Source organism: Stakelama flava, assembly GCF_019351405.1.
GTDB classification, from domain to species: Bacteria; Pseudomonadota; Alphaproteobacteria; order Sphingomonadales; family Sphingomonadaceae; genus Sphingomonas; species Sphingomonas flava_A.
Map to the genome: position 1 here is coordinate 22,774 of NZ_JAHWZX010000020.1, position 14,200 is coordinate 36,973.

At 62.2% G+C, this 14,200-nt stretch carries 9 protein-coding genes; 3 read left to right on the plus strand and 6 right to left on the minus strand.

The genetic code is table 11. The annotated features are described in order from the left end of the window. Nucleotides 1-124 precede the first annotated feature (124 nt). The 5 genes from KY084_RS15170 to KY084_RS15190 form a co-directional block, all read right to left on the minus strand. Nucleotides 125-2,041 (minus strand): CocE/NonD family hydrolase, encoded by a 1,917-nt coding sequence (locus KY084_RS15170; RefSeq protein WP_219239325.1) that lies wholly within the window; start codon nt 2,039-2,041, stop codon nt 125-127. Between the two features lie 11 nt (nt 2,042-2,052). After that, nucleotides 2,053-3,975: a CocE/NonD family hydrolase gene (locus KY084_RS15175; protein ID WP_219239326.1), complete on the minus strand. Its 1,923-nt coding sequence runs from the start codon at nt 3,973-3,975 to the stop codon at nt 2,053-2,055. Between the two features lie 153 nt (nt 3,976-4,128). After that, nucleotides 4,129-4,431, minus strand: coding sequence for a hypothetical protein (locus tag KY084_RS15180; RefSeq protein WP_219239327.1), 303 nt, complete (start codon nt 4,429-4,431; stop codon nt 4,129-4,131). Nucleotides 4,432-4,551: 120 nt separating this feature from the next. Continuing rightward, nucleotides 4,552-5,529, minus strand: coding sequence for a hypothetical protein (locus KY084_RS15185; RefSeq protein WP_219239328.1), 978 nt, complete (start codon nt 5,527-5,529; stop codon nt 4,552-4,554). Further along, nucleotides 5,526-6,389 (minus strand): glycosyltransferase family 2 protein, encoded by an 864-nt coding sequence (locus tag KY084_RS15190; RefSeq protein WP_219239329.1) that lies wholly within the window; start codon nt 6,387-6,389, stop codon nt 5,526-5,528. Before KY084_RS15190 ends, KY084_RS15185 begins: the two co-directional genes overlap by 4 nt. On the opposite strand from KY084_RS15190, the gene KY084_RS15195 reads away from it, so the two are divergent. Further along, nucleotides 6,351-7,409, plus strand: a complete 1,059-nt coding sequence (locus tag KY084_RS15195) for a glycosyltransferase (RefSeq protein WP_219239330.1) — start codon at nt 6,351-6,353, stop codon at nt 7,407-7,409. The genes KY084_RS15190 and KY084_RS15195 overlap by 39 nt on opposite strands. Nucleotides 7,410-7,414: 5 nt before the next feature. Beyond that, on the plus strand, nt 7,415-8,203 hold the full coding sequence (locus KY084_RS15200) for a glycosyltransferase family 2 protein (RefSeq protein ID WP_246587237.1): 789 nt from the start codon (nt 7,415-7,417) through the stop codon (nt 8,201-8,203). A gap of 62 nt (nt 8,204-8,265) precedes the next feature. Here KY084_RS15200 and KY084_RS15205 read toward each other — a convergent pair whose 3' ends face one another. After that, nucleotides 8,266-11,229: a M16 family metallopeptidase gene (locus KY084_RS15205; RefSeq protein ID WP_219239332.1), complete on the minus strand. Its 2,964-nt coding sequence runs from the start codon at nt 11,227-11,229 to the stop codon at nt 8,266-8,268. Between the two features lie 262 nt (nt 11,230-11,491). Between KY084_RS15205 and clpB the strand changes: the two genes are divergently transcribed. After that, nucleotides 11,492-14,071: an ATP-dependent chaperone ClpB gene (gene clpB, locus KY084_RS15210; protein WP_219239333.1), complete on the plus strand. Its 2,580-nt coding sequence runs from the start codon at nt 11,492-11,494 to the stop codon at nt 14,069-14,071. Nucleotides 14,072-14,200 lie beyond the last annotated feature (129 nt).

Genomic DNA, 14,200 nt, shown 5'->3' on the forward strand with positions numbered 1-14,200 from the left:
ACCAGGCGAGCGTTTCCATGGCGCGGGAATCCCGTCCCACGCCGTCCTTGCGAGGGTAGCGAAGCAACCCGGCCCGCCCGCGAACCGGACGGCTTCGTCGCCTCGCTCCTCGCGGCGACGGGTGTTATCCGCCCGCCAGCGGAAGCAGCACGGCACTCTTGCCGGTGCCGCCATGTTCGATGCTCACCGTCGCTTTCTGATAATCGCCCGGTTTGGCGAAGAAGATGTTCTTCACATATTTCTGCGGGTTGCGGTCATAGACGGGGAAAAGGCTCGACTGGATCTGCACCATGATGCGGTGGCCCGGCTTCACTTCGTAATTCACCGTCGGCAGGCGGAACTTGTATTCCTGCACCGTGCCCGCCGGGATCGGCGAGGGATCGGAAAAGCTGTTGCGATACCGGCCGCGCAGAATGTCCATCGCGATGGGTAGCTGATAGCCGCCCATTTCGGGGTTTTCCGGATTGGTCGCGGGGTACACGTCGATCAGCTTCACCACGAAATCGCTATCGGTTCCGGTGGTCTTCGCAAAGATATCGGCAACGGGCGCGCCGTGGATCGTCACCGTCTTGTCGAGCACGGGCGTGGTGTAGGAAACAACATCCTGACGATCGGCAACGAAGCGCTGATCCTGCACCAGCCAGGTCCGCCAGCGGTCCTCATCCCCGCTGGTGATCGGCCGCTGGATATAGGGAACCGGCTTGGCGGGATCGGAGACATAGCTGTCCTCTCCGCCCACACCCGGCGCATCGAACGCCAATCGCTTGTCCGCCTGAAGATATAGCGGCGTCAGCGTCCGGTCCTCGTTCGCCTTCCAGTCGGCAAAGCTGTCCCAATGATTTTCAGCCGAGTTGTAGATCATCGCCGACGGCATTTTGTGCGTGGGCGCACCGTCCTTCAGATACTGGTCGAAAAACGGGATCAGTTCATCCTGCCGGAAATTGGCGGCGGTATCGCCATTCCATTTGAGCGGCCCCAGATTCCATGCCGAGCGGTTGATCTGGCTGTGCCACCACGGCCCGATGACGAGGTGGTTGTTCGCCCCGTGCCCGGCCTTTTCCAGCGCTTCCCAGCTATGCACCGCGCCGTAGATATCCTCCTGGTCCCAGAACCCCTGAAGCCAGATTGTGGGAACGCTCGACGGCTTGTCCGCGACCATCTTGTCCACCGCCTGAAGCTGCCAGAACGCGTCATAGGCCGGGTGTGCGGTCAGCCGCTGCCAGAAGGGCAGTTTGTCGACGCCATGCTTTTTGGCGATGTCGCCTACCGACCCTTCAAGCCAGTATTCATATTCGTCATAGGTGTCGCGCGGCATTGCCGGGGCGCTGCCCGCCTCAGTCATCTGCCCCACATAATAATCGAGATTGCCGGTGCGGAACGCGCCGTAATGGAACCAGTCGTCGCCCATCCAGCCATCGACCATCGGGCTTTCGGGCGCGGCGACCTTCAGTGCCGGATGCGGATCGAGCAGCGCCATCGCCACCGTCCAGCCGTCATATGACGATCCGATCATCCCGACCCGGCCGTTCGTCCCCTGAACATTCTTCACCAGCCAGTCGATCGTGTCATAGGCGTCGGTGGTGTCGTCGGTCTGCGTCGGATTAAGCGGCCCGCGCGGCGGGCGCGTCATCACATAATCGCCTTCCGACCCGTATTTGCCGCGAATATCCTGCCAGACCAGGATATGGGTGCCATCGGCCCAATCGGTATCGCCCGACCAGACCGCATCCTTCATCTTCGGCGCATTGTTCGGCGCAAAGCCGCTGGCGTTATAGGGTGTACGTTCGAGCACCATCGGCAGGTCGTGCGCGCCCTTTGGAATCATGATGACGGTGTGCAGCTTCACCCCGTCGCGCATCGGGATCATCACGTCCTTCTTGACGTAATCGAACCCGGTCTGCGGCGCTTGCCAGTCGGCGGGAATGTCGCTGCCAGTCTGCACCATGTCAGGCGTGACCTGCGGCCGGTTCTGCACCGGGGCGGCACCGACAAGCGTAACCGCGATGCCGGTGAGCAGCGTCGAGCGAATCCAGGTGTTCATATTCACGCTCCTCAATTCGCGACGACCGGCAGGTCAATATAGCTGGCGTTCGGACCGGAAACCGTCACCTTCTGCGTCGCTTTCTGGAAATCCTCCGGCTTGGCGTAGAAGATGTTCTTCACGTATTTCTGCGGGTTGCGATCATAGAGCGGGAACCAGCTCGATTGTACCTGCACCATGATGCGATGGCCGGGCAGGAAAACATGATCCGAGTTGGGCAGGTCGAACGTGTATTCGAGCGGCTTGTCCGGCGTGATCGATTTCGGATCGCTTAGCGATTCGCGGTAGCGGCCGCGGAAGATGTCCATCGCCACCGGAAATTCATACCCACCCATTTCGGGCTTTGCCGGAACCTGATCGGGATACACGTCGATCAGCTTCACCACCCAGTCGCTGTCGGTGCCGCTGGTCGATGCGTTGAGGTGCACCACCGGCTGGCCCGCGATCGTCACCGGCTTGGTCAGCACATCGGTGGTAAAGGTCAGCACGTCGGGACGCGATTCTGCAAAGCGCTGATCATCGGTCAGCCACTGATGCCAGGTCGATCCCGAAGCATAGACCGGCGGGATGGGCCGCGGGCGATAGGTGACCGGGTGATCGGGGTCGGACACATAGTCGGCGGTCTGCATCGGGCCGGCAGCCTTGTCGAAACCAAGCCCGCCGCCGGGCTTCAGATAGAGCGGATCGTTGGCCTTCGCGACCGGCCAGTCCTGCAGTTCCTGCCATTCATTGGTGCCCGACCGGAATACCGTGACGGGGGCCACGTCCATCGGCGTGCCTTTCAGATAGTGCGAAAGGAACGGTGCCAACACATGCCAGCGCCACCATTTCGCCGTATCCTGATCCCAGTCGATATTGCCAAGCGCGGAGCCGTCGCGCACTTCCTGACCATGATACCACGGCCCCATGGTCATATAGAGCATGTCGTTGTCGGTATCCTTCGGCTTCAGCGCCTTCCACACCGCCGGCGCGCCATAGATATCCTCCTGATCCCACTGACCGTGGACCAGCATGATCGGGACCTTCAGCGGATGTTTCGCCAGTACCCTGTCCATCGCCTGATCCTGCCAGAACTTGTCATAGGCAGGGTGCGAGGAGATTTTCTTCCAGAAGCCGATCTGATCCAGATTATGCTGCGCCGCGGCCGCACCGGCAGAGCCCGCCCGCTTGTAATAATCGTAATCGTCATAGGTGGTGGAAAACCAGGGATTGGAATTGGCCTTTGTCGCTTCCTGTTCCCAGATATAGGTCATGTTGGTTTCGCGAAGCGCGCCGTTGTGAAACCAGTCGTCGCCGCGCCAGCCATCGACCATCGGATTCATCGGCACCGCTACCTTCAGCGCGGGATGCGGATCGATTGTGGCGGTCAGGGACAGATAGCCGTCATAGGAAATGCCGAGAATGCCGACCTTCTTGTTCGATTCGGGCACGTTCTTCACCAGCCAGTCGATCGTGTCGTACGTATCGGTCGAATCGTCGGTGTCGGTGGGGTTCAAATCGGTGCCATGCGGCGGCGGGTTCATCATATAGATGCCCTCCGACCCGTATTTGCCGCGAACGTCCTGAATGACGCGGATATAGCCGCCCTTCAGGATGACGTCGGCCGGCCCGTCCGAATGCTGCAACACTTCGGCCAGATTCGCACTGCTGCCCGCCCCGCCCGTCATCCCTTCGGCATTATAGGGCGTGCGGGTAAGGAGGATCGGCGCATCTTTCGCGCCGTTGGGGATCAGGATGACGGTATGCAGCTTCACCCCGTCGCGCATCGGAATGTCGACGACGCGCTTTTCATAGTTCCAGCCCTGATGCGACAGGTTCAGGTCGGCCGGGCGTTCGTCATATTGCTGGTTGGGGCTGGGCTTTTGATCCTGCGCATAGCCTTGTCCCGCCAGACCCGCGATTGCCGCTGCGGCGGCGAGAAGCTGTATGCGCATAGATAGAAGTCCCCCAGAAAGCTTGTGGTGCGTTGTAACGTCACACGATCGAGCGTGACCTTAGGACTGCGAGCGTGGGCGTGTAAATGATCGGAAACGAAAAAAGCCCGCCTTCCCGCGGGAAAGCGAGCTTTTCTGACAAAAGGCGAGAATTCAGGCCTTGCGCGTGCCCGTAAGCGGGAAGGCACCGAACGCGCCCGCCTTCACATTTCCGTTCATCGTGTCGCCGTCTACCGTCGCTTCGCCGTCGAGCGTCATCGGCATCGGCGATTTGATCGAAATCTTGAAGGTGACGGTATTGCCATTCACCTTGCCGTCCTCGATCTCGGTCTGGCCCATGTCGCCGGCAAAGGTGCCGGTGAAGCTGTCCCCCGAACTGTTGATCGTCATTTCCGCCTTCTGGTCGCCCATCGGGGTCTTGGTCACCGTTTCCCAGGTGCCGTCCACGTCCGCCATATGTCTCTCCTTAATGCATTTCCGGGCAGCGCCCGTCCGGCACGAGAGGTCGCCCGGAGAAACCCGACTGTCAAGCGATCACACCCCGCGCCAGTGTGCCGCAGCGTAAGCGGGCCGCGTTCAACGCGCGGGCGGTGTCGCGACCAGCGTGTCATCGGTGGGAAGCGATTCGCCACGCGGCAAATCGCGCGGGCGAAAAACCGCAGTCAGGACAAAGAAGACAAGGTTGCTCCCCTGCGTTAGCGCGCCCCCGGCGAGAAGCAGCCCGGCCATCGCCTCTTGCGGGACATGGACCGCGCCGCTCATCTGCAACCCGGCCGACAGGAACAGCAGATCGCGATTGGGAATGAACGGCAGGCGCGACACCACCATCTGCATGGTGAGAAACAATATCCACACGCTCCACGGCTCTTGCGGCAACACCACCGCCCATTGCGTTGCCTGAAGCAGCACGACCAGCGCGATGCGCACCATGTGGATGGCGAGTACGGCGATCGCGGTGGATACCGGTATCGAAAAAATGCGTCGCCGCAGCCGCCAGGCGAACGGCAGCACGAAGGCAGCGGCAAGCGCCCCCGCGATCAGCCAGCCCGCCGCCGAATCGAGCCAGCGCGCGAAAAGCCGTGCCTGCCCCGTCGTCACGAACGCGATCAGCAACAGCGCAGTGATCGTTGCCGACGAAATCGCGGACAGTATTGCGTTATCCTTGATCCCGAGCATGATTCGCTTCGCGGGAAGCCGCAGGTTCCGCTGCGCCCAAAGGAAATAATAGGCCTCTCCTGAATAGCCAACCAATGCGGCGTTCAGGATGCGCTTGCGGATGAATATCGGAAATTCCCGCACGATCCCTCCGCCCAGAATCAGGCGGAATATCAGCGTTTCCGATGCGGGAAGCATCAGGAACATGATCACGAACAGAATATAGAACAGCGGGTTGGCAGGAAGCGAGCGCGCGACTTCGCCCCAGCCGATCGCATTCACCTTTGCCACCAGCCAGCCGATCATCGTCGCGAAGAACAACCAGCGAAGCACGGCAAGCACTCTACCCCCGTCCCGCGAACCGGCCCATCCGCGCAGCCGACCGATCAGCGCCATCACGCGAAAATACCCGCCCGCTTCGAATCTGCGATGAACCGGGCAAAGGCATCGCGTTCGGCGGTGCCCATCCGGAAACGGCTATGGCCATGCAGGTTGCGGGTGACGAACCGCCGCCAGACATATTCGATCGCGGCGGCAGGGGTGTTGCGGATGCGCCGGGTGAAATGATGCGCTTCCCAGGTATTCGACCCGTGAAAAGCGCGCACGAACAGGTGCGGCGCTTCGATAATGCGCACCGCAGCGCGCGGCCAGTTGTCGAGGAACACCGTATCCTCCCCGCGCCGTTCGTCGGGATAGCGGGCACGGAAATTGGCGCGGTGCACGATCGTGCCGGGGACGCCGGGGCGCAGCGTGCCGATATAGGGGTGATCGAACCAGCGCGGCGAATCGAGGTGCATCAGCGTCCCGGCGAGCAGGCAGACATCACTCCCCTCGCCGAGTGCAGCCGCCTGCACCGCCAGCCGGTCGGGATGATACCAGTCATCATCGTCCCATTGCGCGATCAGATCACCGCGAGCGAGATTGAGTGACAGATTGCGCAAGGCGCCCAATGTGGTTTCGGGTCGTCGGGCGACTTTGTGATACGCGATCCGATCGGCGGGAATGCCGGCGAACAGCGGCGAATAATCCGCTTCCCCGTCATCCACGATTACCAATTCGCGATTGGCCCAGCGCTGATGCACGAAGCACGTGATCGCCCGTCGCGCCAGCGCGGCGCGGTTGGCGGTCACCATGACGCAACTGATGCGCGGGCCGTCATCGGACCAGACGGGATCGGGACTACTGGTCAGGGTATCCGCCGACTGATAGCGCGCGCTTCGATGCGCATCATCTTCGTCCTGACCTATCCCGTCTATCACGGCATCGCCGATCTTTCGGAATGGCTTGCCTGGGACAACCGCGACCGAAGGATGCCCGCCCTGTTAGCCGCGCTGGGCACGGATGTCGAGTTGTGGGGCGTGGGCGATGAGGGGGCGGTGCTGACATCGCAATTCGCCGACCGCCCGGCCTATCCCATCCGGCTGTTCGCGACATCGGGCGGCGGCGCGAAGAGCCGTGACCAGTATAGCGATGCGATGGCGACGGCGGCACGCGACGATCCGGCCGATCTGTTCGTGCTGATCGGCGCCAATGGCGGCGCCGGATACCATCTGTACGACCATGCGCTGAACCCCGGCGGGCGGCGTTTCGCGATCATCATCGGCGGCGATTACTGGAGTCGTCTGGTGCCGCGCGCCGACTTTCTGTTCACCGAAAGCGCGGGCCAGGAATATGCACTCGCCCATCCGGGGTGGCGGTTCTGGCGGCGCGCGATCGCTTCCGACCGGACGGAAAGACTGCCCAAAACCATCGATGTCGAACGCTTCTCTCCCGATCCTCAGGTCCAAAAGCGCTGGGACGTGATCGCGGTGAGCCGCCTCAACCGCTGGAAACGGTTTGACGAGATCGGCCGCCTGTCGCGCATCGCCCGCGTGGCGGTGGTCGGCGGCGGACCACAAGCGGCGATGCTCGCACGGCGGTATCCGCATATCGAATGGCTTGGGCACCGCCCGCATGGCGAAGTGCCCGGCCTGATCAATCAGGCGCGGCTCTATTTCCATGCGGGGCGGCGCGATTATTTCCCGCGCGCAATTCCCGAAGCGATGGCGTGCGGCATTCCCGTGGTGGCGATGGACGACCGCATCGGGCCGGATGTAGTGCCCCCCGCCTGCGGCGCGCTGGTCAATAGGCACAGCTTCGAACCCGCCGTCACCCGGCTGCTGCGCGAACCGGCACGGCTTGCCGCGATGGGCAGGGCCGGGCGCGCTCAGGTGGTGGCGAGCCACGGTCCCCGGTCTAGCGAGCATGCCTGCCGCACGCTGATCGAACTGGCGCGGTGAACGTCATGCGCTGGAGCTTCGTCATCGCCTATTACAACGAAGCGACCTTTCTTTCAGACACGATCGCATCGCTCGCCGCGCAAAGCGTAAAGCCGTTTCGCCTGATCCTGATCGATAACGGATCGAACGATGGTTCGGCGGCAATCGCGCGCGCGCTCACCGCTCGGCTGGACGGCATCGAAAGCCTGCATCTGACCGAAGGTAAACCGGGCAAGATCCATGCGCTCGAAACCGCGATGCCGTACATCGACACCGACTTCGTCGCGTTCGGCGATGCCGATACCTGGTATCCGCCCGATTATCTTGCGCGGGCGCAGGCGGCCTATGATGCTGACGGCGCGGCGCTGGTGGCGGTGATGGCGGTCGATGTCCCCGCCCCGCCCGATGGGCGCGCCGCGCGCCGCAAACGCTTCTGGCGTTCGGTAGTGGCGGCAAAATTATGGCCGAAACAGACGCATACCGGCGGTTTCGGTCAGACCTTTCGCACGCGGGCGTTCGTGGCGGCGGGCGGCTATACGCATCGGCGCTGGCCCTATGTGCTGATGGATCATGAGGTTATGCAGCGCGTGTTGAAGCTGGGACGTGCAGCCTATCCGCCCGATTTGTGGTGCATCCCCTCCCCCCGACGCTCGGATCGGCGGCGGGTGCGCTGGACGCTCGGCGAACGGCTGCTCTATCATTTGACGCCGTTCGCGGCGAAGGACTGGTATTTCTATCGCTTCCTCGCGCCGCGCCTGGAAAAACGCAGGCTCACCCATCTGAACCTGCGCGAAAAACCCTGGGAAAAACTGTAAAGGGCCGATGCCGCTGCCGGTAGAGCGGGAGCCGATAGTATTGTCGTCCCCCGCCCACCGGATCATTCGTCCGAAGCGCCGGGCATGCCCGTGGTTTCGACCGGAATATTCAGCGCGTCGAGTTGCGGCTTCACTTTTGCCGCATCGCCGATCACGACCCAGGTGATTTTCGACGGATCGATCGCCTTACGCGCGGCGGCGTCGAGTTGCGTCGCGGTCATCGAGCGATAGCGGCTGGCCAACGTTTCGTAATAATTGTCGGGCCGGTTGTAGCGCGCATTCGATTCAAGCCCGCCCAATACATCGGCTGCCGTTTCGAACTGGCCCGGCAGTTCGAGGATCGCCCCGCTGATCGTGCGTTTCAACTCCGTGTCGGTAACCCCTTTTGAGCCGAGAAACGCCTTCATGTCTTCGTCCATCGCCGCGATCGACGGACCGGTCTGATCCGCCTGAACCGGCGCATAGATCATATAGGGCACCTGATTTTCGACGCGATAGATGAACCCCTGCACACCATAGGCCCAGTGTTTGGTTTCGCGCAGATCGTGATTGAGGCGCGACAGGAAGCTGCCGCCCAGCACATCGTTCGCCTGCATCAACGGTTCGATCGAATCGGTGCCCTGAATGGGCATCACCTCACCGCCAAAGATCAGCGACTGCGGCGAATTGGGCCGGTTGACCAGCAGCACTCGATTGGTCTGCGCGGGAAGCTTCGCGTCGAAATTCTTGACCGGCTTCGCGCCCGAAACCTTCCAGTCGCCAAAGCTCTTTTCGAGCAGCGGCATCACATCAGACAGCTTTGCATCGCCCACCACAAAGATCATGGCGTTGTCGGGACGCAGCCATTTGCCGTGAAAGCCCTTCAGGTCGGCGGCGGTCAGCCTGGCCACCACCGCAGGGTCGCCGGTGCCGCGAAACGGTACACCATAGGGGTGCTTGTCGCCGTACAGAAGCGGCGGCAGCGTGCGCAGTGCGATCCCGGTCGGGTTCTTGGTCTCCTCAGCAATCGAGGCGAGTTGCTGCGCGCGGACCCGGTCGACATCCGCCGGACGGAAGGCTGGGTTGCGAACGACATCCGCCAAAAGCCCGAGCGAGGGCGCAAGGTTGGGCGTCAGCGCGCTGAGATAAACACCGGTGCGATCCATATTGCCACTGGCGCTGATCGTCGCGCCCAACCGCTCCTGCTCCTCGGCGATCTGAACCGCGTTGAGATGCGTCGTGCCTTCGTCGAGCAGCGAGAGCATGAACGACTGTGTGCCAAGCGCATCGCGCGGATCGGCGGCCGCGCCCGCATCGAAATCGACCGCGACGCGCACCACCGGTACGCCGGTCCTCTGGGCGAAAACAACGGGAATGCCGTTGGAAAGCGTGGCGTGTTCGACATCGGGGAAATCAAGATCGGCAATCTCCCCCACCTCCGGCAGTTTCGAACGGTCGACGCCGCCGCCCGCCCCCGCCGCTTGCGGCGCGGTTTCGGCCGCATCGGACGCGGCGCGCTCCATCGGCGTCGCCAGATGCGCGGGCTTTTTCGCCATCGGATGTTCTCCGGCGAGCGGGGCGCGGTAATAGCTGGGTGCGCTTCCGGTCGCGGCCCCTGCGCCGACGCCCGACGCTTCTTCGTAATCGCCGCTGCGTTCACCTGGCGAGAGCGTGTAGGAGAAAACCGGACGCGACAGCCATTTCTGCGCCACCTGCTGAACTTCGCCCGGGGTCAGCGCGACTTCGCTCGCCAGCCGTTCCTTGTAATAGGCCGGATCGTTCGCATAGACCGCGCCCTGCGCCAGCGTCACCGCCTTGCCCGAAAAGCCGCCGACCGATTCAAGCCCGCGAATGGTGTTCGCGACGTCGTCCGTCTTGGCGCGCTGAAGCTCCGCTTCAGTCGGACCTTTGCTGATCAGATCGGCGATGATTGCATCGACTCGCTTGCCCACCGTTTCGGGATCGACTCCCGGCTTCACCACCGCTTTCACCTCGAAAACGCCGACGCGTTCGAATTCCTCAAACCCGGCAGATACGCTGACGGCCAGCTTTTCATCGCGCACCAGCATATTGTCGAGGCGCGAACTGGCGAGGCCGCCCAGCACGCTTGCCGTCAGGTCGAGCGCCGGCGCATCCTTCGACAACATGCCCGGCACCGCCCACAGCCGGGCGATGGTCGTGTTCGCAACCTGATCCTTGAAATCCTTGTGCACCGGCGCAGAAAGCGTCGGCACGTCAGCTTCGGCGGGGTGCGATTGCGGGCCGCGCGGAATGTCCCCGAAATATTTGGTCACCAGCGTCTTTGCCGCCGGAAGGTCGATGTCTCCGGCCAGCACCAGTACCGCATTGTTCGGCCCGTAATGATCGCGGAACCAGCCCTTTACCGTCTCCAGGCTAGCCGCATCGAGGTCCGCCATCGAACCGATGGTGGTGTGGTGATAGGGATGGCCTTCGGGAAACAGCGTCGCATACACATCGTAATCGATCAGTCCGCCCGGCTGGTTATCGCCCTGCCGCTTTTCATTCTGAACGACGCCGCGCTGCACATCGAGCTTCGGCTTCGTGACCGCGCCGAGCAGATGGCCCATCCGGTCGCTTTCTAGGAACAGCGCGGTATCGAGCGCGCCGCGCGGGACCGTCTCGAAATAATTGGTCCGGTCGAAATAGGTCGTGCCGTTCAGATCGGTCGCGCCGATCGATTGCATCGGAGTGAACCAGCTTTGATCGCTGTTTTCCGATCCGCCGAACATCAGATGTTCGAACAGGTGTGCGAACCCGGTCTTGCCCGCCGGTTCATCCTTCGATCCGACATGATACCAGACCGACACGGCAACGACCGGTGCCTTGTGATCGGGCGCGACGATCACGCGCAAACCGTTGGGCAGCGTGAAGCCCTGGTGCGGAATATCCACGTCGGCCACCAGTTGCGATAACGGCGCAGCGTCCCGCTTCGCCGATGCGGGGGGCGTCTGTGCATGGGCAAGCGCTGCAGATGAAACCGTCAGCAGCAGGCCGGCGGTAGCGAGCGACAAGGCCGATCGAATCATGAATTTCCCCCTGAATCTTTTTGCGGATGTGTTGCATCGTGACAATACACCACAAAAAGGCAAGGACTTTTCAAACAGCTATTAGGAGTGCGGGCTTGTGTGCCACGCAAGCCGTCATCGCGGTGTCAGCATGTCGCGGCGACCATCCGCATTCCTCCCGATTGCACATCCTTGCCCGGCGCAACACATTATCTGTGCTTCCAAGGGTTGTGTTGTATTTCTGCAACACTATCTGTTAGCCAAAGACTAGCAGGGAATTACCATGAATCTTGAAAAATTTACCGATCGCGCGAAGGGATTTCTCCAATCCGCGCAAACCGTTGCCATTCGTCTGAGCCATCAGCAGATCACGCCCGAACATCTGTTGAAGGCATTGCTTGAAGATAGCGAAGGCATGGCGGCCGGCCTGATCGCAAAGGCTGGCGGCGATGCAAAGCGCGCCGTAGCCGAAACCGATGCCGCGCTTGCCAGGCTGCCCGCCGTTTCGGGATCGGGCGCGCAGGCGACGCCGGGGCTGAACAATGACGCAGTTCGGCTGCTCGATTCCGCCGAACAGGTCGCGCAAAAGGCGGGCGACAGCTATGTCACCGTCGAACGGCTGCTGCTCGCGCTCGCGCTCGCCAAGACCACGGCGGCGGGCAAGGCGCTTGCCGATGCCAATGTCACCCCCGAAGCGCTCAACAGCGCGATCAACGACCTGCGCGGCGGCCGCACCGCCGACACCGCCAGCGCCGAGGACCGGTATGACGCGCTGAAGAAATTCTGCACCGACCTGACCGAAGCGGCGCGCGGCGGCAAGCTGGACCCCGTAATCGGGCGCGATGAGGAAATCCGCCGCACGGTGCAGATCCTTGCCCGCCGGACGAAGAACAACCCCGTGCTGATCGGTGAACCCGGCGTCGGCAAAACCGCGATCGCCGAGGGCCTTGCGCTGCGCATCGTCAATGGCGACGTGCCCGACAATCTGAAGGATCGCGAACTGATGGCGCTCGACATGGGCGCGCTGATTGCCGGCGCGAAATATCGCGGCGAGTTCGAGGAACGGTTAAAGGGCGTGCTGGACGAGGTGAAGGCCGGCGAAGGCAGCATCATCCTGTTCATTGACGAAATGCACACCCTGATCGGCGCGGGAAAGACCGATGGCGCGATGGACGCGGGCAATCTGCTCAAACCCGCGCTCGCCCGCGGCGAATTGCATTGCATCGGTGCGACGACGCTGGATGAATATCGCAAATATGTCGAAAAGGATGCGGCGCTTCAGCGGCGGTTCCAGCCGGTCTTTGTCGATGAACCGACGGTCGAGGATACGATTTCGATCCTTCGCGGGCTGAAGGAGAAATACGAGCTTCACCACGGCGTTCGCATTACCGATGGCGCGATCGTGGCGGCGGCGACGCTGTCGAACCGCTATATCACCGACCGTTTCCTGCCCGACAAGGCGATCGACCTGATGGACGAGGCGGCAAGCCGCATCCGCATGGAAGTGGAATCCAAGCCGGAGGAGATCGAAAATCTCGACCGCCGCATCATTCAGCTGAAGATCGAGCGCGAGGCGCTGCGCAAGGAAAGCGACGAGGCATCGCGCGACCGCCTTACCCGGCTTGAGGACGAGCTTGCCGGGCTTGAGGCGGAATCAGCGCAGCTTACCGAACGCTGGCAGGCCGAAAAGGTGAAGATCCAGTCCGAAGCGAAGCTGAAGGAGCAACTCGACGCCGCGCGGATCGAACTCGATCAGGCGCAACGCTCTGGCGATCTGGGGCGCGCCGGCGAACTGTCCTATGGCACGATCCCCACCCTCGAAAAGCAGCTTGCCGAGGCGCAGGGCGCGTCCGAAGGCGCGATGCTGCGCGAGGAAGTAACCGATGACGACATCGCCTCTGTCGTCAGCCGCTGGACCGGCGTTCCCATCGACCGGATGATGGAGGGCGAGCGCGAAAAGCTGCTCAAGATGGAAGAGGTTCTGGGCGAGCGGGTCATTGGACAGGCAGACGCGGTGAAGGCCGTTTCGACCGCCGTTCGCCGCAGCCGCGCGGGGCTTCAGGACCCGAACCGGCCGCTCGGCTCCTTCCTGTTCCTTGGCCCCACCGGCGTCGGCAAGACCGAGCTTACCAAATCACTCGCGCAGTTCCTGTTCGACGATGCGAACGCCATGGTGCGCATCGACATGAGCGAGTTCATGGAAAAGCACGCCGTGGCGCGGTTGATCGGCGCACCTCCGGGCTATGTCGGGTACGAAGAGGGCGGCGTGCTGACCGAAGCGGTGCGGCGGCGGCCCTATCAGGTGGTGCTGTTCGATGAAGTCGAAAAGGCGCATGGCGACGTGTTCAACGTTCTGCTTCAGGTGCTCGACGACGGCCGTCTGACCGACAGCCAGGGGCGCACGGTCGATTTTTCGAACACCATCATCATCATGACGTCGAACCTGGGATCGCAATATCTCACCAATCTGGACGAAGGCCAGTCGGTGGAGGATGTCGAGCCGCAGGTGATGGAGGTGGTGCGCGCGCACTTCCGCCCCGAATTCCTGAACCGCCTCGACGAGATCATCCTGTTCCACAAGCTGGGCCAGGAACATATGGGACCGATCGTCGATATTCAGGTAGCGCGCGTGCAGCGCCTGCTCGCCGATCGCAAGGTCACGATCGACCTCACGCGCGGCGCACGCGACTGGCTGGGCCGGGTGGGATATGATCCGGTATACGGTGCACGCCCGCTAAAACGCGCGGTGCAGAAGTACCTCCAAGACCCCCTCGCCGACATGATCCTGCGCGGCGAAGTAAAAGACGGGTCGACCGTGAAGGTGGAAGAGGGTGATGGGGCGCTGGTGTTCGGAGTGATTTGAAGTGGTCTGAGCCCAAGGTTTCTACCACCTATGAGGAGAGCCTCGGGCCAGTTTGATGCCCATCGCTGGGCGTGATGGCAACAACCGTATTGGGGGTATGCCCCCAATACGGTTTGCCGATTGATCCTG

Coding starts and splice junctions, on each gene's coding strand:
- KY084_RS15195 (WP_219239330.1), top strand. CDS start 6,351: ATGCGCATCATCTTCGTCCTGACCTATCCCGTCTATCACGGCATCGCC.
- KY084_RS15170 (WP_219239325.1), bottom strand. CDS start 2,041: ATGAACACCTGGATTCGCTCGACGCTGCTCACCGGCATCGCGGTTACG.
- KY084_RS15200 (WP_246587237.1), top strand. CDS start 7,415: ATGCGCTGGAGCTTCGTCATCGCCTATTACAACGAAGCGACCTTTCTT.
- KY084_RS15180 (WP_219239327.1), bottom strand. CDS start 4,431: ATGGCGGACGTGGACGGCACCTGGGAAACGGTGACCAAGACCCCGATG.
- KY084_RS15175 (WP_219239326.1), bottom strand. CDS start 3,975: ATGCGCATACAGCTTCTCGCCGCCGCAGCGGCAATCGCGGGTCTGGCG.
- clpB (WP_219239333.1), top strand. CDS start 11,492: ATGAATCTTGAAAAATTTACCGATCGCGCGAAGGGATTTCTCCAATCC.
- KY084_RS15205 (WP_219239332.1), bottom strand. CDS start 11,229: ATGATTCGATCGGCCTTGTCGCTCGCTACCGCCGGCCTGCTGCTGACG.